Annotated in this window: 22 protein-coding genes and 1 tRNA gene; 11 read left to right on the forward strand and 12 right to left on the reverse strand. The window is 58.6% G+C overall.

The window, feature by feature from the left end; all coding sequences use genetic code 11:
* Positions 1-87: 87 nt before the first annotated feature.
* Complete coding sequence (locus tag PseuLF5_RS10745; RefSeq protein WP_123467344.1) at positions 88-810, reverse strand: 1-acylglycerol-3-phosphate O-acyltransferase; 723 nt, start codon at positions 808-810, stop codon at positions 88-90.
* Positions 811-1028: 218 nt separating this feature from the next.
* Positions 1029-1718, reverse strand: coding sequence for a crotonase/enoyl-CoA hydratase family protein (locus PseuLF5_RS10750; RefSeq protein WP_123467342.1), 690 nt, complete (start codon positions 1716-1718; stop codon positions 1029-1031).
* Between the two features lie 295 nt (positions 1719-2013).
* On the opposite strand from PseuLF5_RS10750, the gene PseuLF5_RS10755 reads away from it, so the two are divergent.
* The 8 genes from PseuLF5_RS10755 (at position 2014) to PseuLF5_RS10790 (ending at position 6965) form a co-directional block, all read left to right on the forward strand.
* Positions 2014-2103, forward strand: a tRNA-Ser gene (locus PseuLF5_RS10755).
* Positions 2104-2292: 189 nt separating this feature from the next.
* Entirely contained in the window at positions 2293-3756 is a 1464-nt protein-coding gene (locus PseuLF5_RS10760) for a hypothetical protein (RefSeq protein ID WP_340133471.1), read from the forward strand.
* 110 nt (positions 3757-3866) lie between these two features.
* Positions 3867-4478, forward strand: a complete 612-nt coding sequence (gene cysC / locus PseuLF5_RS10765) for an adenylyl-sulfate kinase (RefSeq protein WP_340133473.1) — start codon at positions 3867-3869, stop codon at positions 4476-4478.
* Between the two features lie 106 nt (positions 4479-4584).
* Positions 4585-4905, forward strand: a complete 321-nt coding sequence (locus PseuLF5_RS10770) for a YbjQ family protein (protein WP_123467337.1) — start codon at positions 4585-4587, stop codon at positions 4903-4905.
* Positions 4906-5234: 329 nt separating this feature from the next.
* Positions 5235-5423 (forward strand): hypothetical protein, encoded by a 189-nt coding sequence (locus PseuLF5_RS10775; protein WP_123467335.1) that lies wholly within the window; start codon positions 5235-5237, stop codon positions 5421-5423.
* A 322-nt stretch (positions 5424-5745) separates the two neighbouring features.
* A complete protein-coding gene (locus tag PseuLF5_RS10780; RefSeq protein ID WP_123467333.1) occupies positions 5746-6114 on the forward strand; it encodes a bacteriocin in 369 nt (122 codons plus the stop codon).
* Between the two features lie 133 nt (positions 6115-6247).
* Entirely contained in the window at positions 6248-6673 is a 426-nt protein-coding gene (locus PseuLF5_RS10785) for a YMGG-like glycine zipper-containing protein (protein WP_123467331.1), read from the forward strand.
* Positions 6674-6794: 121 nt separating this feature from the next.
* Positions 6795-6965: a hypothetical protein gene (locus PseuLF5_RS10790; RefSeq protein WP_267804694.1), complete on the forward strand. Its 171-nt coding sequence runs from the start codon at positions 6795-6797 to the stop codon at positions 6963-6965.
* A gap of 143 nt (positions 6966-7108) precedes the next feature.
* Here the strand turns inward: PseuLF5_RS10790 and PseuLF5_RS10795 are convergent, their stop codons facing one another.
* Genes PseuLF5_RS10795 through PseuLF5_RS10805 form a run of 3 tightly spaced genes read right to left on the reverse strand, consistent with a single transcriptional unit; the run spans position 7109 to position 12674 of the window.
* Entirely contained in the window at positions 7109-7432 is a 324-nt protein-coding gene (locus PseuLF5_RS10795; protein ID WP_340133478.1) for a hypothetical protein, read from the reverse strand.
* Positions 7429-7824, reverse strand: coding sequence for a hypothetical protein (locus PseuLF5_RS10800; protein WP_128616395.1), 396 nt, complete (start codon positions 7822-7824; stop codon positions 7429-7431). Before PseuLF5_RS10800 ends, PseuLF5_RS10795 begins: the two co-directional genes overlap by 4 nt.
* Positions 7824-12674, reverse strand: a complete 4851-nt coding sequence (locus tag PseuLF5_RS10805) for an RHS repeat-associated core domain-containing protein (protein WP_340133479.1) — start codon at positions 12672-12674, stop codon at positions 7824-7826. Before PseuLF5_RS10805 ends, PseuLF5_RS10800 begins: the two co-directional genes overlap by 1 nt.
* 247 nt (positions 12675-12921) lie before the next feature.
* Between PseuLF5_RS10805 and PseuLF5_RS10810 the strand changes: the two genes are divergently transcribed.
* A complete protein-coding gene (locus PseuLF5_RS10810) occupies positions 12922-13617 on the forward strand; it encodes an HAD-IA family hydrolase (RefSeq protein ID WP_123463679.1) in 696 nt (231 codons plus the stop codon).
* A 73-nt stretch (positions 13618-13690) separates the two neighbouring features.
* On the opposite strand, the gene PseuLF5_RS10815 is transcribed toward PseuLF5_RS10810, so the two are convergent.
* Positions 13691-14437, reverse strand: a complete 747-nt coding sequence (locus PseuLF5_RS10815) for a 3-oxoacyl-ACP reductase family protein (protein ID WP_128614918.1) — start codon at positions 14435-14437, stop codon at positions 13691-13693.
* A gap of 126 nt (positions 14438-14563) precedes the next feature.
* Here PseuLF5_RS10815 and PseuLF5_RS10820 point away from each other — a divergent pair, with 126 nt between their 5' ends.
* Positions 14564-15490 (forward strand): LysR family transcriptional regulator, encoded by a 927-nt coding sequence (locus tag PseuLF5_RS10820; protein ID WP_128614917.1) that lies wholly within the window; start codon positions 14564-14566, stop codon positions 15488-15490.
* 132 nt (positions 15491-15622) lie between these two features.
* On the opposite strand, the gene PseuLF5_RS10825 is transcribed toward PseuLF5_RS10820, so the two are convergent.
* The 3 genes from PseuLF5_RS10825 to PseuLF5_RS10835 form a co-directional block, all read right to left on the reverse strand.
* The gene (locus PseuLF5_RS10825; protein ID WP_340133482.1) at positions 15623-16351 is read right to left on the reverse strand and encodes an aspartate/glutamate racemase family protein; all 729 of its coding nucleotides are present in this window, start codon (positions 16349-16351) and stop codon (positions 15623-15625) included.
* A gap of 54 nt (positions 16352-16405) precedes the next feature.
* Positions 16406-17944, reverse strand: a complete 1539-nt coding sequence (locus tag PseuLF5_RS10830) for an NCS1 family nucleobase:cation symporter-1 (RefSeq protein WP_123463673.1) — start codon at positions 17942-17944, stop codon at positions 16406-16408.
* Between the two features lie 578 nt (positions 17945-18522).
* Complete coding sequence (locus tag PseuLF5_RS10835) at positions 18523-19257, reverse strand: phosphoadenylyl-sulfate reductase (RefSeq protein ID WP_003223260.1); 735 nt, start codon at positions 19255-19257, stop codon at positions 18523-18525.
* Positions 19258-19420: 163 nt separating this feature from the next.
* Between PseuLF5_RS10835 and thrH the strand changes: the two genes are divergently transcribed.
* A complete protein-coding gene (thrH, locus tag PseuLF5_RS10840; RefSeq protein ID WP_123463671.1) occupies positions 19421-20038 on the forward strand; it encodes a bifunctional phosphoserine phosphatase/homoserine phosphotransferase ThrH in 618 nt (205 codons plus the stop codon).
* A gap of 87 nt (positions 20039-20125) precedes the next feature.
* Here thrH and pabB read toward each other — a convergent pair whose 3' ends face one another.
* The 3 genes from pabB to rloB form a co-directional block, all read right to left on the reverse strand.
* Entirely contained in the window at positions 20126-21469 is a 1344-nt protein-coding gene (pabB, locus tag PseuLF5_RS10845; protein WP_340133486.1) for an aminodeoxychorismate synthase component I, read from the reverse strand.
* Positions 21470-22281: 812 nt separating this feature from the next.
* Positions 22282-23268 (reverse strand): alpha-L-glutamate ligase-like protein, encoded by a 987-nt coding sequence (locus tag PseuLF5_RS10850; RefSeq protein ID WP_123463668.1) that lies wholly within the window; start codon positions 23266-23268, stop codon positions 22282-22284.
* Positions 23268-24803, reverse strand: coding sequence for an osmotic stress tolerance membrane protein RloB (gene rloB / locus PseuLF5_RS10855; protein ID WP_128613972.1), 1536 nt, complete (start codon positions 24801-24803; stop codon positions 23268-23270). Before rloB ends, PseuLF5_RS10850 begins: the two co-directional genes overlap by 1 nt.
* Between the last annotated feature and the right edge of the window lies 1 nt (position 24804).

Below are 24804 nucleotides of genomic sequence, written 5' to 3' on the forward strand. Positions count from 1 at the left end.
TCAGCTTAGCCGTGTCGTTGCTTGAGAGTCAGTGAAATCTGCACAGTTCACCGGCAAAAGAAAACCCGCACGGGGCGGGTTTCTTTTTCACGCAGCCTGGAGCTGGCGATCCATCGAGTCGATGCACTCGCGCATCTGCTCGCGACACTGGTTGATCAGCATGGGCATGTCGTCCATGGTCAATCCGGCTGTAGGAATTGCCGGCAGCGAGCGTATGAGAACTTTCCCGCTTTGCCAGCGGTTCAGGCGCATGTGCTTGATGTAACTGCTGACGCACACCGGAACAATCGGCACGCCCGCGGCAATTGCCATCTGGAACGCGCCTTTCTTGAACGGCAGCAACTCTTCGCCCAGATTGCGCGTGCCTTCCGGGAACACCCAGATCGACGTGTCTTCATTCTGCAGCGTGTGGGTGGTGGTGAGCATCGACTGGCGCGCCTTGTGGGCGTTGCCACGGTCGATCAACACATTGCCGGCCAGCCAGAACAACTGGCCGAACAGTGGTACCCATTTCAGGCTCTTCTTGCCAATGCACACCGTACGGCGTGGCACGACATTACCGAACACGAACAGGTCGTAGTTGGATTGATGGTTGGCAATGATCACGCAGCTGTCCGGCTTGTTCATCAGGGCGCTGACGTCGGATTTGACGCGCAGGCGCAAAATGCACATCGCCGGCAAAGCGTAAAGGCGCGCACACAACCGGCTGTTGTCCGGGTTGAAGGGGCGGCACAACCCGAGGATCACTCCGAGCACGCCAGCCAGAATAAAGTGCAGGCCCATCAATAACATACGAAACACGAACAGCATTTTCAGGCCCCACCGGGACAAAAGGTGGCGCAGTGTACGGATGTGCACTGTTTTCGGCAATTGTCGCTATAGAGTCCGGAGATAGCCGATGTTTAAGCGCATGTTTCCGAATGGCTTGTCAGACGCGTCCTAGAGCTACCACGGCGTTTTCAACCGCGTGCGCAAGAAAAAGCCCGACACGGCGGTCGGGCTTTGCATTGGTTGCTGCGGGCCAGGGATCAGCCCAGATGTTCCTGGTCCAGGATGATTGCGTTATCCAGCGTTTCCAGCAGCGCTTTGCGTACTTTCAGCTTGGTGTTCTTGTGCGCAGTCATGTTGATCTTCTTCAACTGACGCGCAGCGGCCAGAGCGGCACCTTGCAGCTCCTCGGCAGCGACGACTTTGTCGAGGAAACCGGCATCCACCGCGCTCTTCGGATCGAACATCTCACCGTTGATCACCGAGCGGTGGAAGGCCGAACGCCGCAGGCGATCTCGGGCCAGTTCGATACCGGCATGGTGCATGGTCATGCCGATCTGCACTTCGTTCAGGCCAATGCTGAACGGGCCGTCGACACCGATGCGGTAGTCAGCGGACAACAGAATGAACGCACCCTTGGCTACCGCGTGCCCCGGGCAAGCGACAATCACCGGGAACGGGTGAGAGAGCAGACGACGGGCCAGGGTCGAACCGGCGGTCACCAGTGACACGGCTTCTTTCGGGCCGGCGGTCATCACTTTCAAATCATAGCCGCCGGACAGAATCCCTGGCTGGCCGGTAATGATCACAATGGCACGATCAGTCACTGCCTGATCCAGCGCCGCGTTGAACGCCGCAATCACGTCCGGGGAAATGGCATTGACCTTGCCGTTGTTCAAGGTCAGGGTCGCGATACCGTCTTCGAGGTGGTAGGAAATCAACTCACTCATGACGCTATTCCTTGTAAGAAAGATGCGCAGACGTTACCCACCACCGCAGGCCAGGTAAAGCGCCGTGACTGACCCGCCAGTCACCGTTTGCAAGGGAATCCGGTATAGCGCGCCGTTCTGCTTCTATATAGAAGGGCAGCGCTTACCGAAGATTGGCCGGTTTGCCATGGCCCGTCGGCGTGGCGAACGACGTTATCTCTTAACCGCATGAAAATTCTGAAAAAAAATTTGCCATCGGCAAAGCTTTCGACTACATTAGCGCGCCTCGACAGACAGAACATGTTTGAAGAGATACGGTGAAGTGTCCGAGTGGCTTAAGGAGCACGCCTGGAAAGTGTGTATACAGGAAACTGTATCGAGAGTTCGAATCTCTCCTTCACCGCCAAATTCGATTCTCAAGAAACCCCGATCTCGAAAGAGGTCGGGGTTTTTTGTTTTCCGCACCTGAATAGCCCTGGGCTTCTGTATAAGTATCCGCGAGACCGCAGGTCGTCGCTCTACTCCCTATCGGCGCACGAATGGCTCTGCGTTACGCGCTGCATCGAAGGGGCGAGATTGACTGAGGTAGAAAGTAGTGGAACCACTATTTGCGGTCGTCGCGACGACAGGGTATTTGCTGTTGGTCGAGGTGCACTCTCGAAAGGTTATCCCGCTTGAGAATGAGCGCACTGAATACTACGGCGTTTCGTGGTTTCCCGGCAGCAAGGATTTTGTCTTGTCCCATTCAGGGCTGGATAACGTAAAACTGAAGGACATTCAGACTTACGCGACCTCTGAAGTAGGCTTCCTCTCTCACGGCTCTTTCCAGTCCGAAACGTTCCTGTCGGAACCGCACCAGGTGCTCTGTGCATCTGATGGTCGGGTGGTTTGCACCAACACCGGGCGCAACGCGATCACGGTGGTCGATCTGGCAAAACCTGGGCACTACCAGGAAAAACGTTTGAGCAACGTGCGCTGGGATCGTTTGTCGCTGGAAGAAATCACCGGCGATCATCTCAATTCCGTATTCGAAAAAGACGGGCACTTATATGTCATCGCCCACGGTCACCACAACGGTTCGCTGTTGGCAGTTCTGACCTATCCGGGGCTGGAGCTGGTCAGTCTGACGCCGATCAAACGGCGTACGGGCCTGCACAACGTGTGGGTGTCGGACGAAGGGCAGAAAATTGCCTGCCACAGCAACATTGGTGCACTGATCGACCTGGATACCAACGATGTCATCTGGGAATCCGGCAGTCCTATCTACACGCGAGGCCTGGCGGTGTCGTCCGATGTCATGCTGGTGGGGGAAAGCCAGATGACCGGACGGGATCTGCGTCGCAGTTCCATGAGCGGGTTGTGGGTTCTGGAGCGCAATACTTATAAGCCGCTGGACTACATTTGTCTCGGCCCTTACGGCGCAGTCAATGAAGTCCGGTTGTTGAACGTCAAGGACTTTGCGCACCACGGCCATACCTTTCCTTTCGTCTCGGAGTTGTACGAAAGGAGCCTGTTCAATCGCAAATCGGAAGAACGCTTAACCGCCTTCCAGCGTTCGCAGAGGATTCAACAGGAGTGGGCGGGAGTAGAACTCGTCTACGGCGTGCCGAAGTTGCTGGAGGACGGCGGTAAAGAAGCCATTCTCGGCAATCTTTGCCTGATCAAGCAAATAGATGACTCGGCACAGGAACAGCGCACTTTGGCGTTCAACTACTCGCTGGATACGCCTTCCACGGATTCCCACGTGGCGGTGGTGACCTATCAAGGCAATGGTGGCGACACCGACATGAGTGCCCTGTTGATTCAGCCGATCAATGATATCGAGGCCGGGTTGGTCCTGTGGACAAACGACGGAGCGCGCTGGATGCCGGAGCCGGACGTGGGCCTTTCGGGGCTTCCTTATAGCGGCGACATACGCGTGGTCGCGAGCGCAGCGGGTCTGGAGTTTTATCTGAACAATAAATTGCTCATCAACGTAGAGGCGAGCAGATTGCCGCATCTTGGCGGTTCGTTGGGAGTTCGCTGGATTGGCTCTACTATTACCCGGTCTGTTGAATAATCAATCGGCTTGATGGCTGGTTGATTGGCAATCCACGTGTGGCCGGTTGGTCTATGGCCACTCAGGCTGAAGTGTATGGGCTCAGACTCTACCCGAGATGAGGTGTAGGTATGGCAACAGAAAAAATCAATCCCCGGGAAAATATCGTGCTGCACCCGACTCAGGTTGCACAAGTCGACCGAGAGCGTGTTGTTGCTCAGAAACCCTTCACTATCTGGTTTACCGGGCTGAGCGGTTCCGGTAAGTCGACGCTGGCATTTTCCATTGAAAAGTTGCTGATCGAGGGTGGAAAGCCTGCATACGTTCTGGACGGTGACAATGTGCGTCACGGACTTTGCAAGGATCTGGGGTTCAGCGCAGAAGATCGTTCGGAAAATATTCGTCGAATCGCCGAAGTGGCGCGGTTAATGAATGAGGCTGGCGTCACGGTGATGGTGGCATGCATCTCTCCGATGCGTGAGTGTCGCGAGAAGGCCAGAACAATCATCGGTGATGAACGTTTTCTGGAAGTTTATTTGAGTACGCCGCTGGATGTTTGTGAGCGTCTCGATCCGAAAGGGCTTTACCGAAAGGCCAGAGCAGGGCTGATTCCTGATTTCACGGGCGTGTCTGCGCCTTATGAAGTGCCTGAGGCTCCTGCACTGGTTCTGGATGCAAGTGAGCGCTCCATTGCAGACTGCGTTGAGGCAATCGTCGCCGAAGCCAGGAATTGTGCGCAATAACGAAGTCATTTTTCAGTTGTTTGAAGTGGCGATCTGCAAGGCTGAGCACAGGCTCGCTTTTGTTGATCGCGATTTTTTTTCTACACACTCCACAGGCATTGGTCAGATGATTACCACTACAACCCATTCAATCGAGGGGCGCCAGATAACCGCCTATCTGGATATTGTCAGCGCCGAATCGGTGCAGGGCGTCAATGTGATCCGGGACATGTTTGCCGGCATGCGCGACTTTTTCGGTGGTCGCTCTCAGACATTGGAGCGGGCATTGAAGGAGGCGCGCATTCAGGCGACCGAAGAGATCAAGGAGCGAGCCCGTGCGTTGCAGGCGGATGCGGTGGTCGGGCTGGATTTCGAGATCAGTATGCCGGCCGGCAAGGGCGGCATGGTTGTGGTGTTTGCGACCGGGACGGCGGTGAAGCTGCGCTGACACTGATCTGAAGTTTGTGCCTGGTAGATTTCGTCATGGCCATTCATGTCCCGCAGCCACTGATCATCAGAGCTGAAAGCGGTAGTGCACGGGTTCTCCTGGACATGTTCGCGAATCTTTCGCAGTGAGGCGGGAGTGCCTGAATAGCTCAACTGCAACTGCGAGCGCCCCTCCATTTTTTTGAATTTTTGCGGGCCATTCGTCGGGCATCAGTCAATCTGAATCACAAGTCCGGTAATGACCGGCTAGTCTCAAAATTCTTGGAGGTCGATATTTTTTCAGGCAAAAGGGTTTTTGCCGATGTCGACACATTACGAAGGGGCGAAGGTATGACTGATCCGTATATCGAAGACGATGGCGCTGAATTCCCGTTCAACAACTGTGTGCGATGCGGCCAGACGGAATATCAGTCGGGATTCGGCGAAGACCCGGTGCAGACTGGCAAGATCAAGGCGACGGCACCTAAGGGGCTGAAGGCGAAATTTTTACCCCGGGTTGCGAACCGCGCCCGAAAATAGTCCGACCGCGAACAACCCCGTCATGAACGGGGTTTTTGCGTTTTATGTATGTCCAGGGAAACGTCCTACAGATGGTTGAAGTGTTTGAAGGCTTTTCACAAACTTTTCACGCCGCTCAAAGTAGGGTGAAGCCATCCGTTAGAAAGCAAGTCTCCAGCCCGTCTCCCCAGCGGGCTTTTTTTTGCCTGCGATAAAACCTTTTCCAGAATCGCTGTCCAATCGGCGCCAAGTGCGCGCGGCTGCCGGATTTCGTCTGGACTTTTGCGTTCATCCGGCATTAAATCCTGGCCCTTTTTTGTCATCCCGATTTGTGAGGTTTGTCATGCGTTTAACTCTGCCTGCTCTGGTTCTGGGGCTTCTGGTTGCTCAAGGTGCAGTGGCCGGCGAAGGCACTGCTGCGCTCGGCGGCGGTCTGGGTGGTGCGCTGGGTAATGTCGTCGGCCAGAAAATGGGCGGCAGCACCGGCGCAGCAATTGGTGCCGGTGTCGCAGGCGCGGCGGGCAGTGCGATGGCCGCTGGCAAGGGCAGCCGGACCAAAGCTGCCATCGGCGGCGGTGTCGGTGCGGCCGGTGGTTCGGTGATCGGCAACAGCCTGGGCGGCAGAAATGGCGCGACCATTGGTGCCGGTCTCGGTGGTGCTGCCGGCGGTGCCGTGGGCGCCAACCTGGCCAAAGGTCACAAGCGTCACTGAGAGTGAACGCTTGTCAGAAAAAGCCCGACTCAATGTCGGGCTTTTTCGTGGCTGAACGTTTTCCCGGGAAATGTCTCCAATTGACATAAGCCCTGTGGGTATACCGTCCCGGTTCGGGAACTGTGAGGTTCAAATGCGTTTGTCATTATCTGCACTGTTTTTCGGATTAGTGATCGCTCAAGGCGCAATGGCCGCCGGAGATGGCAGCGCTGCCGTCGGTGGCGGACTGGGCGGTGTGCTTGGTAACGTGGTCGGTGGCCAGCTCGGCGGCAGCACCGGTGCAGCGGTCGGCGCAGGTGTCGGTGGCGCGGCGGGCAGCGCGGTCGGAGCGAATAAACACAATCGCACCGAAGCTGCCATTGGTGGTGGCCTCGGCGCAGCGGGCGGCTCAGTGCTGGGTAACAGCCTGGGCGGCTCCACCGGTTCTGCCATCGGTGCAGGTTTGGGCGGCGCGGCCGGTGGTGCAGTGGGCAACAACATGGGTGATGACGGCGGAAAAGCCCACTCTGGTGGTGGCCACAAGCACAATAAGTACAAACATAAAAACCGACATCATTGATCGAATATCGAAAACCAACCCGGCCCGGCGCCGGGTTTTTCGTTTCTGGCGGTCGGATGCTGGAACGATTGGCTGTAGGGCTTTTCGAAGGTAATACACTCACCAGACGCAGAGGTTTGCCATGACTCCCGAAACTGAAGGCAAGGAAGAGAAGGGCCCGAGCGGGTTGCCGTTTATCAATGATCCAGGGAACGAGGATCCAGGGTCGTTGATGGACGATGCAAGGGTGCCGTTGAATGATTCCGATGATGCTTTGGATGAGGAGTATGAAGAGGAAGAGGATGAGCAGTGATTGCTTGGCCGTTGGGTCGAATGTGATTCTGAATTTGAATCTTCAGGGCCTGAGGTTCTATCAGGCCCTCTGCGAAATTTAGTTAGCTATTTAACAGCGCGGGACATCAATCCTGTCCGCGCTGATTTTACTGAAGTGCCCATTCAGGTGGGGTATTCGTAATGGATATCCTGATCGGTAAAATCGACAAACGATTGGAATAAGTCTCCATCCAAGTAGCCACAAACATCGCTAGAAAATCCACCATCCTGCATCTCGATCTGCTGGTTTTCGCATTCGGTAGCTGCCACGCACTCTTCATCAGGCAACAGCAATTCGAACTCCACTTCACAAGATTTTCCAACCTCGATTTTCGAAGGGCTGAAGCTTGAGAAGTACCTGACTCTTATGCCCTCAACAATTAGCGAAATAGCGTCCTCTAAAAATTGGTCTATTTCGACGAATAACGCGTTGTATGCCTTGCTCATGAGGACGCTAGTGATGCTAGCCACGAGCGGTAGAAATCCTTTTGCTCCTCTATATCATTTGTAAGGTCTCTGTCTTCGTAATCAAAAATCCGAACAATATCCTCATCCTCTGCAGGTTTTCCTTGTTGCATTTCATAGGCAACGAGTCCGCAAGACATTTGTGAACTCATGCTGGATGGATGAACATTGAGTTTGGAGCCTTTGCATAAAAACTGTATCTCCGGAAACTCCGCCCTCAACGCGCCAAAGCAGCCGTATAAGTCATATGAGGTGTAGCGCCTTGTCAGGCCGTTTTTTCTAGTAAAGGCCAGTGCTTTATTCTTCCGGTCGCATTCAATGATCGCGGTTTCCAATCCTTGGGCCGTTAGTATCTGGATGTTGATTGGATTCATCATTTTTTCCTGTTCGGGTTGAGCACCGAATAGCCTTTATAGCTGCCATCTTCATGGACAGGTGTAGCTCCCACGATATCTTGGCTTTTGACGCCTCCTGGGATTGCAATTTCCACCTCTCGCCGATGAGGTGACAAAGCTCCAAGCTCTTTGTTCACGTCAATTCCCTTGACGTTTTTTAGAACATAGATATACCCATCTGCAATTCCATATCCTGTCGCAAATTTCGTTGCCTGTTGTTCCGAAATTGAGGTGCTAATGTACCAACTCGGAGGGATTTTATTATCTAGCGCATGGAGAAACAGGTCTTTACTGTCGCCCCACGGCTCAAATCCAGTTTCGAAAATCTCCCAAGGCTCTCGGTCATCACCCCTAAACAGATATTGGTTTTCCTGTTTAGGTGCGGGCGTCGCGGGCTCTTTCGTATCAACACCAGGGTTGCTCAATGGGGCATCGAGATTGGAAGGAGTACGACAGTTTTTTGCTCCGGGACAATCACTCAACCCCAACGGATCCACCCACCCCGTCGGATTCGGCACGTACTGGTACTGATTCAACCCTCCGGCCAGCTTCACCGGATCGGGCGTCAGGTACCGCCCCAGCCGCGGGTCGTAATACCGGTGCCGGTTGTAATGCAGCCCGCTCTCCGCATCGAAATACTGCCCCTGAAACCGCAGCGGCTGGTCCAGGTAGTCCTCGCCGGCCAGGGTGATCGCCGCGACTTTGCCGTAGGCGTCGTATTGCGCTGACCAGACGATTTCGCCGCTGTAGTCGGTCAGTTCCTGCGGCGTGCCGAGGTGGTCGAGCTGGTAGTAAAACGGGCAGGCCTTTTTCGGGCCTTTGCCGTCGAGCAGCGCCAGCGGGCGGAAGGTGCCCGGTTCGTAGACGTAGCTACGGTGCTGGGTTTTGCTGCTTTCGGCGACGAGGTGGTCGCCTTGCCAGAAGTACTCGGTGCTGACGCCGTCAACGGTTTTGCGGATGCGTCGGCCGAAGGCGTCGTAGCGATAACTGGCGGTTTTGCCGTCGGGGCGGGTCAGGCCGATCAGGCGGTGCTGGCTGTCGTAGCGGTATTCGGTGACCAATTGCTGGTCGCGGCCACGGCGTTCGCGGATCAGGTTGCCGAAGGCGTCGTAGTCGTAATGGCGGTCGCCCTGCATCAGCAGGCGGTTGCCCCTGATTTGTATCGGGCCGGGGCGGTCCTGCATCAGCAGGTTGCCGGCCGGGTCGTGGGCGAAGGTTTCCGGCAGTTCGTCGCGCGAGTGGCGCACGCGGATCAGCCGGTCGAGGGCGTCGTAACCGTAGGTACGCTGGCCGTGGCGGCTGTCGGCAATGTGCTCGAGGTTGCCGTTGGCGCTGTAGGCATAATCGCGGCGGTACAGCGAAGCGTGCTGATGGCCTACAGCGTGGGCGAGTAAACGGCCCTGGTCGTCGTAGGCATATTCGCTGAGCAGCAGGCCTTGCTGACGTTGTTGTTCGCGACCGGACTGGTAGACGTGGCGGGTCAGCGATGCGCCGTTGAGGTCGATGGCGGTGAGCGCGCCGCCCTTGGCATAGTGATAGTCGAGCTTGCTGTTGTCCGGCAGGCGCTGGCGCTTGAGCTGACCGCAGGCGTCGTAGGCGTAACGCAGGGTGCCCCAGCCCTGATGCTCGGTGATCAGCCGATCCTGCAGGTCGTATTCAAAGGCCAGCGGATGTTTTTGCCCGTCATCGACGCCCACCAGACGCCCGAGGCGGTCGTAGCGGTATTCGACCTTGACCCCGTCGGGCAAGGTCTTGATCAGCAGGCGCCCGGCGGTATCGCGCTCGTAAGCGGTGACCAGCGTTGAGCCGTCATCGCCGAACTCGGTCTTTTCCAGCAGATGCCCGTTGAGGTCATAGGCATACGCCGTACGGCGGCCGTCGAAGCCGGTTTCCTGTCGGATCAATCCGGTGGACGTGTAGTCCAGGCGGTATGTTTCGCCGGACTCGTTCTCGATCTCGGTGAGCAACAACTGCGCATGGTCGTAGCGGTACTGCACCCGCGTGCCGTCGGGGTTGATCTTGCGCGAGACCAGGTGCAGGTCATCGTCATACTCGTAGCGGGTGATGCGCCCGAGTTCGTCACGCTCGGCGGTGACCTGACCGTAGGCGCCGTAGCTGTAGGCGCGGGTGGCACCGGTAGGCGCCGTCGTCTGAACCAGCCGGCCCAGCGCATCCCACTGCTGACGCGTAACAGCGCCATGTTCGTCGCACGTGGTGGTCCGTCGCCCCAGCGCATCGTAGGAAAAGCGCCGCACGCCACCGTCGGGCAAGGTCTCTTCAACGAGCTGGCCGAGGTCGTTCCAGACCCGTACATGGCGGCTGCTGTCCGGGTAACGGATCGACAGCAACCGCCCACGGGCGTCGTAGTGGTAATGGGTGACATGGCCGTCAGGATCGACCGCCTCGGTGACATCGCCCTGGGCATTGCGCCGCCAGGTCCACACCGCCTCGCCCCGTGCACGGCTGTGCAGGAAACCGTTACGGTATTCGTAGGACGTCGGCTCATCGTCCGGCGCAAGCAGCGCCACCAGCCGTCCGGCCTCGTCGTAGCGGTATTCGGTGATCGCGCCTAACGCATCTTGCTCGGCGACCAAGCGCCCCGAGGAGTCATAGGCCTTTAGCTGTTCGCCACCGTTGGCCTCGACCTTGCGCACCAGGCGTGCGCGGTCATCGTGGACGTAGGTTTCCTCGGTGCCATCGACGTAATGCACCGCCACGCTGCCGTCGTCGTTCCAGACATAACGCGTGTCCACCTGCGAAAACGACGCCCAGTGGCGCACGCAGCGGGCCGCCTTGCCGGACCGCTCCCACTCCCAGAAGAAACTGGCGCCACCGGTCAATTGCCGTTGCAGGATGACGTGTTGATCGTCGTAGTCGTAACGCTCGCTGTCGCCGGCGGCGTTGGTTGCCTCGATCAGTCGCTGTTGGCCGTCGTAGCGGTAACTGACCAGGGGCTGTTCGGTGTGCCAGTCACCTTCGCGAAAAATCTGGTACTCGACACCGATCAGATGCGCACGCTCATAGCGCAACAGCAGCGACCGTCCCGCGCCGTTGTCCAGTCGCTGAACCCTGTCAGACCGATCCCGTAAAACACGTAACCGGTTGTCGTACGAATCGCTGACCGCCGTCAGCCGCCCCGCCCGAAAGTGATAAAACCGCGCCGTTTCCCCCGCCAGCGCAAGAATCAGCTCCTCCGGCTCATCCCCCAGAAAAATCGCCGCCCGCGACAGGCTGTTGTGAATCGCCGGCCGTTCAACGCTGGGCAACGGAAAGCGTGTGCGGCGGTTTTCGTGATCGACCCAGACCACCACATCGCCATCAAACTCCAGCCGATGCGCCAGCGAATGACTCCAGCCAAACCCCAGGCCGAGGTCGATCTCGACTGCGCTGGTGCGATACAGACGGGTAAAAGTGAAGGGCAACAGCCCGTCGAGCGTGCCATCGGTCAGGGTCAGCAGTTCTTCGCCGGTGACCATCGACACCGGACAACCATTGGTACAGGTGCGCGACACGCAATCGGCGCTGTCGCCGTTGGGGTTTTTCGCTTGAGCGGGGGCGTCATCATGTGGTTCATGGCGTTCCATCCGGCTCATGCCACGGGACTTGTCTCGCGCAAGCGGCGCCGGATTGGGCACCGACAAGACCAGCGAATCAGCCTGGCGGATGTTCAGCGGAATCGACGCCGTCGGTTTCAACGGCACATCACGCACATTGACCACCAACGGTTTCAGCACGCCTGTATGCGAGTTCAAGTCCCTGGTGGCGGTCAGCTCAGCCAGGCGCAACGCAGAAGCCGCCAGCCATTCCCGCGTCCGCGGCGATTTGATCTTCGCCAGCACTTTGTTGCTCAAGCGCAGCGACACACCGACGCCGCCGGACACGCGCACCAACAGAAAACTGATCAGCAGTTCGACCCGCACCTCCGCCACCACCTCGGCGAGGTGCTGCGGCGGCAACATCTTCAGCCAACTGGTGAACGCGGCCAGATGGATGAACAGCAGCGGTTCGTCGCTGAGGAGCAGCAGGCCGTTGGCAATGGCTTCGCTGGAGGCTTGCAGCAGCGCGTCCAGTTCAGCATCGGTCAGGTACTCCAGCAGCTTTTGGCTATTGGCCTGCAGATCGGCGAGGAGGGCGAAGACTTGTTTGATGTCATCCCATACCCGCTGCAGAGCATTTTCGAATCCACGCCAGTCCGCCTGTTGCAACTGGCCATAACGCTCAGCGAACCCGGCGCTGGAAAACTCCGCCCACAGTGGCTGGAAGCCTGCCCATTCCGAGCGTAACCAGCCTTCCAGCTCGTCGAGAATGCCTTCATAAGAGGCATACAGTGCGCGGACATGGGCGGTAGAAACATCGGGAAAGAAGGTGATGCGATAACGCTGGCCCCGGTCGCAGTCGCTCACCTCCAGAATGCCGCTCGGGCCGATGGTATGGCGCAGCGGTTCGCCGAAGCTCAGCACCCCGTCGACTTCGGCAATCACCGGTTCGAGCATCACCGGGGTATCGCCGATCGGGACAAAGCGTGCGGCTTCGAACATATGCACCAGGGTCAGCGGGCCTGCGGCGGGGCACATGACCACGGATGAACTGATGGGCTCTCGACGGTTGATCGGTGCACTCAGACGTACATCGTTGCCGACCGTGAACACCTGCTCGATATCCAGCACCGATCCGGTCCAGAACTGCTCGGCCCAGGCCTCGTAGTGGTTGAGGCAGAGGCGAAACTCGCGAATCAGGTTTTCAAAATCCGGACGGTCCGGATTCAGGGCGGCAACCACCAGCAGGCCGATGCTGTTGTTCAGGGCCAGAAGCCGATCGGTTTGGAACATTCGCAGGCACTCGCGCACGTGAAAGAGGTGCGCGGACTTTGCGGGGGATCAGAAGGGAAAGAAGTCGGGCAAGTAGGCAATATCTGTAGGACGTTTCGTCAAATTAATGCGAGTTGTTCATCGCCGCAGAGAGCGTTGCCCGTTGCTCAATGTCGGTTGTGCTCGTTATGCTGCTGAACCCTTTAATCAGATCCGAGCAGCGGCATGCCCTTTGCCGCCCGGGATGTCTTTGATAACGGATCCGATGATGAATGCACCGCTGAAGACGTTCGGCCCGATCAAGGCCGTGATTTTCGATATGGACGGTTTGCTGCTGGACACCGAGGGCATTTACACCGAGGTCACCTCGTTGATTGCCGAACGCTACGGGCGAACCTTCGACTGGAGCGTTAAACAGAACATCATTGGTCGCGGTGCCAACGATCTGGCGAACTACGTGGTGCAGGCGCTGGATCTGCCGATCTCCGCCGAAGAGTTTCTGCTGATCCGCGAGCCACTGATGCGCGAGCGTTTTCCCAAGGCCCAGGCCATGCCGGGCGCGCAAGAGCTGATTCGTCACCTCAAGGCGCACAACATTCCGATTGCCGTGGGCACCAGTTCCTCGCGTCAGTCGTTCGGCCAGAAAACCACGCTGCACCGTGACTGGTTCGCGCTGTTCGACTTCATTGTGACAGCGGACGATCCGGAAGTCGGTGCGGCCAAACCGGCACCGGATATTTTCCTCACGGCGGCCCGTCGCCTGGGTGTCGCGCCGGAAGATTGTCTGGTGTTTGAAGATTCACCGTTCGGCGTGACCGCCGCCAAAGCGGCGGGCATGACTGCCATCGCCATTCCCGATGCCGCCATGGCCGATGAGAAATACGCCCACGCCGACGGGATTCTCCGGTCGTTGAAAGCGTTCACGCCGAGTGCCTGTGGCTTGCCGGCGCTGGATTGGGCCTGATCAGGCAGTGAACAAAAACGCCGCCCCTCTGTTGTAGGAGGGGCGGCGTTTTTTTACCGGCGACTCAGAAGGATCAGGCGCCGAAACCACCGTCGATCGTCAGGCTGGCACCGGTGATGTAGCCGGCTTCGGGCCCTGCCAGATAAGCGACGAAACTGGCGATTTCTTCGGCTTTACCGTAGCGACCGACAGCCATCAACGGAATCAGGCTTTCGGCAAAGTCACCGTGCGCCGGGTTCATGTCCGTGTCGACCGGGCCGGGCTGCACGTTGTTGACGGTGATGCCGCGAGGACCAAGATCACGTGCCAGGCCTTTGGTCAGACCGACCAGCGCCGATTTGCTCATGGCATACACACCGCCACCGGCGAAGGGCATGCGGTCAGCGTTGGTGCTGCCGATGTTGATGATGCGTGCGCCTTCACCCATATGTTTCGCGGCTTCCTGGGAGGCGATGAAGACACTGCGAATATTGATTGCCACGGTCTGGTCGAAATCTTCCAGTTTGAAATCTTCCAGGGGGGCTACGGCCAGTACGCCGGCGTTGTTGACCAGGATGTCGAGGCGACCAAACGCTTCGACAGTGGCGTTGACGGCATGCCGGATGGCGGCGGCGTCGGCGCTGTCAGCCTTGATCGCCAAGGCTTTGCCGCCAGTGGTGGTGATGCTGTTCTGCAGTTCTTCGGCTTTTGCGGTGGAGCTGACGTAGGTGAATGCGACTGCAGCGCCTTCGGCGGCCAGACGTTTGACGATGGCAGCGCCGATGCCACGGGAACCGCCTTGAATCAGAGCGACTTTGCCGCTGAGGAGTTGAGTGGTCATGTTCGATCTCCAGAAAGTTGAAGGCGGAATGCCTTGGTGTTGGAGCCGAGTATCGGCCTCGCATCGACAACCGTGTAGACCCTGATTGCTATAGTCTGTGTAAACCAGAAGTTTATAGTGGCGATCATGGAAACCTTCAGCAGTATCGAATGCTTCGTGCGCAGCGCCGAAGTCGGCAGTTTTGCCGAGGCCGCGCGGCGCTTGAGCCTTACCCCCGCAGCCGTCGGCAAGAGTGTCGCGAAGCTTGAGGGGCGGCTCGGTGTACGGCTGTTCCAGCGTAGTACACGCAGCCTGACGCTGACCGAGGCCGGTCAGCTGTTTTTGAGCCAGGTCAGTGGCAGTCTGACGACGATTCAGAATGCGGTGGCCAATCTGTCGAGTGTGGAGGGACTGCCGGCGGGGACGTTGAAAGTCAGCATGGGCACGGTATTCGGGCGCTTGTACATCGTGCCGTTGTTGCAAGAGTTTTTGCGTCGGTTTCCGGCGATCAACCCTGACTGGCATTTTGATAATCGTCAGGTCGATTTGATCGGGCAGGGGTTCGATGCGGCGATTGGCGGAGGATTTGAATTGCCCCAAGGCGTCGTCGCACGCAAATTGGCACCCGCGCATCGCGTGTTGGTGGCGTCTGCGGACTATCTGCAAAAGCACGAGGCGATCGTCGAAGCGGATGACCTGCAACGTCACGATGGGATCCTGATTCGTTCGCCGCAAACCGGCCGGGTGCGCTCCTGGCAGTTGATCAGTAGCGGCAGTCAGCTCTGCCAGCCCTTGACCCTCAAAACGCGAATGACCATGAGTGACTCCGAAGCCGCCTGCGCCACGGCAGCACAAGGGCTGGGGATCGCGCTGGTCAGCATGCCGTTTGCCGTGGGTTACCTCGAGGCGGGCACGTTGCAGCGCGTGCTGCCGGACTGGTACATCGATGACGGCAACATTTCGATCTACTACGCCGAACATAAATTGTTACCGGGCAAGACTCGGGCGTTTGTCGATTTTGTGATTGAGCAGTTTGCGGAGCGGGGGTTGGCTCGGCGGTTCAGTGCTTTCTGAGTTTGGCTTTTGATCGAGTTGCGGCCATCGCGGGCAAGCCACGCTCCCACAGGTACTTTGTCGTTCACATAATGGTGAAACAACGCGAACCCTGTGGGCGCGTGGCTTGCCTGCGATGAACGATAACGCGGTCTAGCGAGCAATCCGCCCCGGCCAGCCCACAATGTTTTTCGGCCTCGGCGTCGCGTAAGTCCGCACCTTGGACGTCGACAACCGCAGCCGCACCAGCGATTCGGCGATGGTCACCGCCGCCGTCACGCCATCGACCACCGGCACCCCGGTGCGGCGACGAATCTGCTCATCCAGCCCGGCCATCCCGCCGCAGCCCAGGCAAATCACTTCGGCCTTGTCTTGCGTCACCGCCAGCTCGGCCTGATGCACGATGGCTTCCAGTGCGCGGTGCGGCTCATGTTCCAGTTCCAGCACCGCCAGACCGCTGGCCCGCACCGATGCGCAGCGGTCCCACAGGCCGGACAACTTCAGCCGGTCTTCGATCAGCGGCACCGTGCGATCCAGGGTGGTCACCACTGAATAGGCGTGGCCGAGAAACATCGCCGTACTCGCTGCCGCATCGGTGATGTCCACCACCGGCACGTTAAGCAATTCCTGCAAGCCTTCACGGCCATGCTCGCCGTAGCCGGCCTGAATCACCGCGTCGAAGGGTTGATCGTAAGACATCACCCGATCCATCACGGCGATGGCAGCCAGGTAACTTTCGAAGTTGCCTTCCACCGAGTCGGCGCCGAAGAACGGTGTCAGGCCGATGATTTCCGTACCGGGTGACGCGACAGCCTGAGCCGAGCGGGCGATGGCCTGGGTGATCGATTCGGTGGTGTTGACGTTGACCACGAGAATGCGCATGGGAAGTCCTTATAGCGGGCAGTTCTGCGGCCCGAAAACCGGGCCGCGAGGAAGTTAATGGCTGACGTTGTCGACGGCAATGGCTTCGCCGCTGACGTCGGCGTAGTGCGGCTGACGCTGGGCGATGATCAGGTAGAGCATCGCGGCAATGCCGGCGCCCACCAGCCAGGAGAACGGCGAGATGCTGTGGAAACCCGGCACCAGCGCCAGGACGATGGCGATCAGCGCCGCAGGAATGAACGCCGCCACGGCACGGATATTCACCCCGCGGCTGTAGTAATAAGCGCCGTTGGGATCTTCGCTGTACAACTGCGGGACGTTGATCCGGCCTCTGCGGATCAGCCAGTAGTCGACCATGATCACTCCGTACAGCGGACCGAGCAGGGCGCCGAGGCCGGAGAGGAAATACACGATCACCAACGGGCTGTTGTAGAGGTTCCACGGCAGGATCAACACGGCGATGGTCGCGCTGATCAGCCCGGCGCGGCGGAAGGTCAGGTACTTTGGCGCCAGATTGCTCAGGACAAACGCCGGGGCGACGAAGTTGGCCATGATGTTCACCGCGACGGTGACAATCAGAAACGCCAGGCAGCCGAGCACCAGAAAGAATGTGTTGGGAATCGACGCAATGATTTCAGTCGGGCTCTCGATCACCCGTCCGTTGATCTGGAACTGCGCGCCACACAGCAGCACGGTGATCGCCGCGAACACCAGAATATTCACCGGCAAGCCCCAGAAATTGCCGACCTTGATGGTCTTGCGGCACGGCGAGGATCGGGCGAAATCGCAGAAGTTGAGAATCAGCGTGCCGTAGATCGCCAGCCACAACGCGCCGCCGGCAAAGATGTTGCGCCACATTTCGCCACCGGTCAGTGGTTCACGGATCGACCAGGCGATGGTTGCATTGGCCTGGGTATACATCCACGCGGCGAGGGCGGCGACGGTCAGCAGAATCACCGGCCCGGCGAAGGCTTCGTAGCGACGAACCATTTCCATGCCGTAGGCGAGGATCGCCAGTTGCACGAACCAGATCGCTACGAAACATACCCAACCCAGGGACGACAATCCGAGGATCGAGTTGTGGTCGTACTCGGCGAAGCCTGGGTGAATCGCCGTCAACAGCACGCGAAACACCACCGACGCCAGGTACGTCTGGATTCCGAACCAGGCGATGGCGATCACCGCCCGGATCAGCGCCGGAATCTGTGCGCCGTGGATGCCGAAACTGATCCGGCTGATCACCGGAAACGGCACCCCGGTTTTCTGTCCCATGTAGCCGGACAGGTTCATGAAGAAGTACACCAGCGCCGCACCGATCCCCAGCGACAGCAGAATCTGCCAGCCCCCCAGGCCCAGCGCATACAGTCCGATGGCGAACGAGTAGTTGGCGATGTTGTGCACATCGTTGGTCCACAGGGCGAAGATGCTGTATTTGCCCCAGCGCCGACCTTCGGCCCGGGTCGGTGCCAGATCGCTGTTGTGCAGGCGGGGACTCAGTTGTAACGGTTCGGTCAGGCCATCGTCGGGCAATGGCTGATCGAGTGCAGAGGCGGGCAGATTCAGCGCGATGTTGTTGGAGAGACTTGTACGCATTCCGGCAGGCTCCTGATGGACGGGGCCGCGATGACTGTGCATGAGCCCGGGGCTCGACAAATCTTCGTCGCGGCCAGCAAACATCACTGGTTACGGGGCATCTGCAGCCTGTACGGGATAGGGCGCTTCAGGCTTGCGGATCGAAAGTGTGGGGTCATGTTTTGCAGTTTTGTATACAAAACATGTATGCACTAAAGCCAGATCTGTGCCAGTTAGCGATCTATGCGTAGCAGTGCTCATTTCGAAAAGTTATCGACAAGCGCTAAGTGTTTGAAAATAAGTGGTTAAAAATTGACCGACTGAACAGGTATTTATTTTTGGCGGGGGATTTCGCCAGCGTGTGACGAGAAAGGATTTTCAGGCGGGATGTAACTTTTCAGGGCGTGGAAACAAAAAAGTGCACACATAAATGGCACCGACGGTGACATTTGTGTGTACACATTCTTGATGTTTCCGCACAGCACTGTAGGAGTGAGCCTGCTCGCGATAGCGGTGTGTCAGCCGAGAAATGCCTGGACTGACACACCGCTATCGCGAGCAGGCTCGCTCCTACAGGGGGAGATCATTTAGGCAGGAATTTAAGCCTTGCTGATGATATTCCCCGCATGCAAACCGCATTCTTTCTGCGTCGCTTCTTCCCACCACCAGCGGCCTTCGCGTTCGTGCTGGTTCGGCAGCACAGGACGGGTGCAGGGTTCGCAGCCGATGCTGATGAAGCCGCGTTCATGCAGGCTGTTATAAGGCAGCTCAAGCATGCGGATGTAGCCCCAGATCTCTTCGCTGGTCATCTGTGCCAGCGGGTTGAACTTGTACAGGGTGCGTTCTGGCGTAGAGAACGCGGTGTCGATTTCCAGCACCGCCACGGCGCTGCGGGTGCCCGGGCTCTGGTCGCGGCGCTGGCCGGTGGCCCAGGCTTTGACGCCGGACAATTTACGGCGCAGCGGCTCGATCTTGCGAATGCCGCAGCATTCGCCATGGCCGTCCTTGTAGAAACTGAACAGGCCTTTTTCCTTCACGAACGGTTCCAGTTTCGTGTAGTCCGGCGACACCAGTTCGATGTCGATCTTGTAGTGCTCGCGCACCTGATCAATGAACCGGTAGGTTTCCGGGTGCAGGCGGCCGGTGTCGAGACTGAACACCTTGACGTTCTTGTTGAGCTTCCAGGCCATGTCCACCAGCACCACATCCTCGGCGCCGCTGAAAGATATCCACAGCTCGTCGCCGAACTCGGCAAACGCGAGTTTCAGGATGTCCTGCGCGGATTTGTTGGCATAGGTCGTGGCGAGTTCCACGACGTCGAACGTTGGGCTCATCAGGGCGGCTTCCTACAGGTCGGTGGCGCTGGGCGCTCTATATGGCGGCGATGTTAACAAAAAGCGGCGGGGTACGGGGTGGTCGCTGCGTTGCGCCGTGGCGGGGGAGTCGCTAGAGTTCGGGCTCGCTCGACTCAATAATCAATACAAACGGGAGTGTCTTGTGGAAATTGCTTGCCTGGATCTTGAAGGGGTACTGGTACCGGAAATCTGGATCGCCTTTGCCGAAAAAACCGGAATCGACTCCCTCAAGGCCACCACCCGGGACATTCCCGATTACGACGTGCTGATGAAACAGCGTCTGCGCATCCTCGACGAGCACGGTCTGAAGCTTTCGGATATTCAGGAAGTGATCGCCACGCTCAAGCCGCTGGACGGCGCGGTGGAGTTCGTCGACTGGCTGCGCGAGCGCTTTCAGGTGGTGATTCTCTCGGACACCTTCTACGAATTCTCCCAGCCGCTGATGCGACAACTGGGCTTCCCGACCTTGCTTTGCCATCGTCTGATCACTGACGACAGCGGGCGGGTGACCAGCTATCAACTGCGTCAGAAAGATCCCAAGCGTCAGTCGGTGCTATCGTTCAAAAGCCTGTACTACCGGGTGATTGCGGCGGGGGATTCATATAACGATACGAGCATGCTGGGTGAGGCGGACGCCGGGATTCTGTTCCACGCGCCGGACAACGTGATCCGGGAGTTCCCGCAGTTTCCGGCGGTGCATACGTTTGCCGAGTTGAAGCAGGAATTCCTCAAAGCTTCCAACCGAGAGTTGAGTTTGTAGTCGTCTGAAAAGACGCCATCGCGAGCAGGCTCACTCCTACAAGGGAACGCATTCCAAATGCAGGAGTGAGCCTGCTCGCGATAGCTTTTAGAGGTTTTGCAGGGTTTCCAGGAGGATCTTCACTTTGGTAATCGACTCCTGATACTCCGCCTGCCAGTCCGAATCAGCCACGATCCCGCCGCCGCCCCAGCAACACACCTGCCCATCCTTGACCAGCAGACTGCGAATGGCGATGGAGCTGTCCATCTCGCCACGCACGTCCAGATACAGCAGCGACCCGCAATACAATCCACGCTGGGTCGGTTCCAGTTCGTCGATGATCTGCATTGCACGAATCTTTGGTGCGCCGGTGATCGAGCCGCCGGGAAAGCTGCCGGCGATCAGGTCCAGAGCGTCGCGATCCTGCGCCAGTTCACCGGTCACGCTGCTGACCAGGTGATGCACGTTGGGATAGCTTTCCAGGCTGAACAGCTCCGGTACCCGCACCGAGCCGATGCGGCAGGTGCGGCCGAGGTCGTTGCGTAGCAGGTCGACGATCATCAGGTTCTCGGCGCGATCCTTGGGGCTGGCCAGCAGTTCGGCGGCATTGGCCGCGTCTTCGGCGGGCGTCAGACCACGGGGGCGGGTGCCTTTGATCGGGCGGGTTTCGACCTGGCGCTGGCTGACTTTGACGAAACGCTCCGGCGACAGGCTCAGCACCGCGCCGCCGTCGGGCAGGCTCTGGAAGCCGGAAAACGGCGTCGGGCAGGCTTCACGCAAAGCGCAATAAGCCAGCCACGGATCGCCCTGACAGGTTGCGCGGAAACGCTGGGCGAAGTTGACCTGGTAGCAGTCGCCGGCCTGGATGTATTGATGAATGCGCTCCAGCGCCTGGCGATAGTCATCGGCCGACAGGTCGGCGGTCATCGGCGTGTTCAGCTTGAACGGCGTCAGCGTGGCGGCGGCCGATTGACTGAACAGGCTGATCAGGCGTTGCCGCTCACTGTCGGCCAACGACGGGTGAAAAACCAGTTGGCTGGTGGCCGTCTGGTGATCGCTGATCAGCGCCCAGTCGTACAGTCCGAAGCGTGCGTCGGGCAGTTGCAGATCATCCCGGGCCTGGTTCGGCAGCTGTTCCAGGTGCCGGCCGAAGTCGTAACTCAGATAGCCGATCAGGCCGCCAGCGAACGGCAGCTCATATTCCGCCGGCAGCTGCGCCTGGCCCAGACAAGTCAGATTGTCCCGCAGGCGTTGCAGGAAAACGCTGCCGCTTTCGTCGGGCAACACCGCCAGTTGTGCCAGTGGCCAGGCGCTGAGCAGGTCATAGCGACCACGGTCGGCACTCGGCCGGCCGCTGTCGAGCAACACGGCGCCGGGGGCATGACGGATGGCCGCGAAATAGTCGGCGGGATTGGCGCGGTAAGGCAGCGGGTGTACGGAACAGGTCAACATGGGCGGGGCAGATCGGCCATCGAGGCGGGGTAGGGATTGTAGTCCTCTCCGCTGTCAGATCAAAATCAAAAGCCTACCCCCTCACCCCAGCCCTCTCCCCCAAGGGGGCGAGGGGGAAGGGAGCAGATCTTCATGCTTTTCAAAGCCTGAGTTCGACTCAAGACTTTCAGGTCGGCGTATTTCCAGCATCCACCTCGGTCAGTCCCCTCTCCCTTTGGGCGGCGAGGGGGAAGGGAGCAGATCTTCATGCTTTTCAAAGCCTGAGTTCGACTCAAGACTTTCAGGTCGGCGTATTTCCAGCATTCACCTCGGTCAGTCCCCTCTCCCTCAGTGCGGCGAGGGGGAAGGGAGCAGATCTTCATGCTTTTCAAAGCTTGAGTTCGACTCAAGACTTTCAGGTCGGCGTATTTCCAGCATCCACTTCGGTCAGTCCCCTCTCCCTTTGGGCAGCGAGGGGGAAGGGAGCAGATCTTCGTGCTTTTCAAAGCCTGAGTTCGACTCAAGACTTTCAGGTCGGCGTATTTCCAGCATCTACTTCGGTCAGTCCCCTCTCCCTTTGGGTGGCGAGGGGGAAGGGAGCAGATCTTCATGCTTTTCAAAGCCTGAGTTCGACTCAAGACTGTCAGGTCGGCGTATTTCCAGCATCCACCTCGGTCAGTCCCCTCTCCCTTTGGGCGGCGAGGGGGAAGGGAGCAGATCTTCATGCTTTTCAAAGCCTGAGTTCGACTCACAACTTTCAGGTCGGCGTATTTCCAGCATCCACTTCGGTCAGTCCCCTCTCCCTTTGGGAGAGGGCTAGGGTGAGGGGCTTTTCAGCCTTCCACAGCAGGAATATGCCCAAACATTTCCTGGGTAAACGCCACTCGTTCCTCAACCGACTCCGTCACCCCACGCGCCTTCAGCGCTTCCAGGTGCGCCTCGACCGCGTGCGTACGCTGGGTCAGCCCGCAATCGTTGGCGATCTGGATATTCAGTCCCGGCCGCGCGTTCAGCTCCAGAATCAGCGGGCCTTTCTCCTGGTCCAGCACCATGTCCACACCGATGTAACCCAGCCCGCACAACTCGTAGCAGCCGGCGGCGAGTTTCATGAAACCGTCCCAGTAGGGCAGTTGCACGCCATCCACCGCGTTGGTGGTGTCGGGGTGTTTGTTGATGATGTTGTTCAGCCAGGTGCCGCGCAGGGTCAGGCCGGTGGCCAGATCGACACCGACGCCGATGGCGCCCTGGTGCAGGTTGGCCTTGCCGCCGGACTGGCGGGTCGGCAAGCGCAGCATGGCCATCACCGGGTAGCCCATCAGCACGATGATGCGGATGTCCGGCACGCCTTCGTAACTGATGCTTTTGAAGATCTGATCCGGGGTCACTCGGTATTCGATCAGTGCACGGTCGCGGTGACCGCCCAGCGAATACAGACCGGTGAGAATGCTCGAGATGTGGTGCTCGAGTTCTTCGTGGGCGAGGATCTTGCCCGAGACCGTGCGATAGCGGCCCTCGAAGCGGTCGGCGATGACGATGATGCCGTCACCGCCGGCACCCTGGGCCGGCTTGATCACGAAGTCGTTGTGCCCGCCGATGATCGCGTCGAGCTTGTCGATTTCCTTCTCCGTGGAAATCACGCCATACAGCTCCGGCACATGAATGCCGGCTGCGATGGCGCGCTCCTTGGTGATGATCTTGTCATCGACGATCGGGTACAGGCTGCGCTTGTTGTACTTGAGCACGTAGTCGGCGTTACGCCGATTGATGCCCATGATGCCCCGCGCCTCCAGAGCCTTCCAGGTCTTCCAGAAACCGAACATCAGTGATCAGCCTTGTTGACGAATGCCTTGAAACGCACCAGTTCGGTCAGGCGGTAGCCGCGATAGCGACCCATCGCCAGCATGAAACCGACCATGATCAGCAGGATCGCCGGGAAGGTGAACACGAAGTACACCAGCTCCGGCACGGTCATGATCAGGTGTGCCAGCGAGGCGGCAAACAACGTACCGATCGCCACTTTCATCGCATGGCTGGCGCCACGTTCTTCCCAGGTGATCGACAGGCGTTCGATGGTCATGGTCAGAATCACCATCGGGAACAACGCAACAGACAAGCCGCGCTCCAGGCCGAGCTTGTGACTGAACAGGCTGATGGCCGCGATCAACACCACGACAAAGGTCAGCACCACCGACAGGCGCGGGAGCATTTGCAGCTTCAAGTGTTCCAGATACGAACGTAACGACAGGCCCAGCGCGGTGATCACGGTAAACAGCAGAATGCCGAAGCCCAGCTGCGTTTCGCGGAAGGCCAGGGCAATCAGCACCGGGGTGAACGTGCCGAGGGTCTGCAGGCCGATCAGGTTGCGCAGGATCAGGATCACCAGCACGCCGATCGGGATCATCACCATGATCATGAACGTCTGCTGGGTCTGCAGCGGCAAGCCGTACAGCGAGTATTCGAGGAAGTTGGCGTCGGTGTTTTCGTCCGTCAGCTTGGCCAGACGAATCGCGTTCATCTCGCTGTTGTTCAGGCTGAAGGTCACGTTGGCTTTCTTGCCGCCGTCAACGGTGATCAGGTTCTCGTCACCGGTCCACCACAGCAGACGGTCGGTCGGCAGGCCTTGCTCGCCGGTTTCCGGGTTGAAGTACAGCCAGTCGTTGCCGTTGAAGCTGCGCAGCCACAGTTCCGGGGTTTGCGGTTGATCGGCAACGAGGCGGATGGTGTGGACTTTTTCCACCGGCACGTGGGCGATGGACAGCAGCAACTCGACGATCTTCGCCTTGTGTGGCGTCGACGGGTCGCCGGCCAGCAGCAGTTTGACGTTGTCGTCGTTGACGTTGTTGACCCGCTTGATCGCCTCGCCAATAAAGGTTTCGACGTCGGCCGAGTGCTGGCGGATCGGTGCGAGCAGGGCTTCGGCGGCGATTTTTTCCGGGCCTTCGATGGCGATGCTGTCGCGGAAGGTCGGGCCTTTGATCTTGGATTTTTCGGCGGTGTAACGCTTGGTCAGCACCAGACGGTAATAAAGGGTCTGGTTGCCCTTGGCCCGGCGCGCCGACCAGGTGACCTTGCGGTTGCCGTCGACGCGGTTCACGGCGACGCCATAGTTATTGGAGATGAAGCTTTCGTTGAGGCTGACGTAGTCGCGGCTCAGGGGCGGCACGAACATCTGGATCTTCACCGGATCCTTGGTGCTGGCGACGAACTCGACCTTGGCGTCGATGTTCCACAAGTCGTCGGTGGCGTCTTCGGTCACCGGAATCCCGAGCACGAAAATCTGATAGGCCGTAACCGAAACGCCCAGCAACACCAGAATGGTGATCAGGATTTTCAGGTGGAAGGTTAGAGAACGCATG

It is taken from the genome of Pseudomonas sp. LF-5, assembly GCF_037626295.1.
GTDB classification, from domain to species: domain Bacteria; phylum Pseudomonadota; class Gammaproteobacteria; order Pseudomonadales; family Pseudomonadaceae; genus Aquipseudomonas; species Aquipseudomonas monsensis.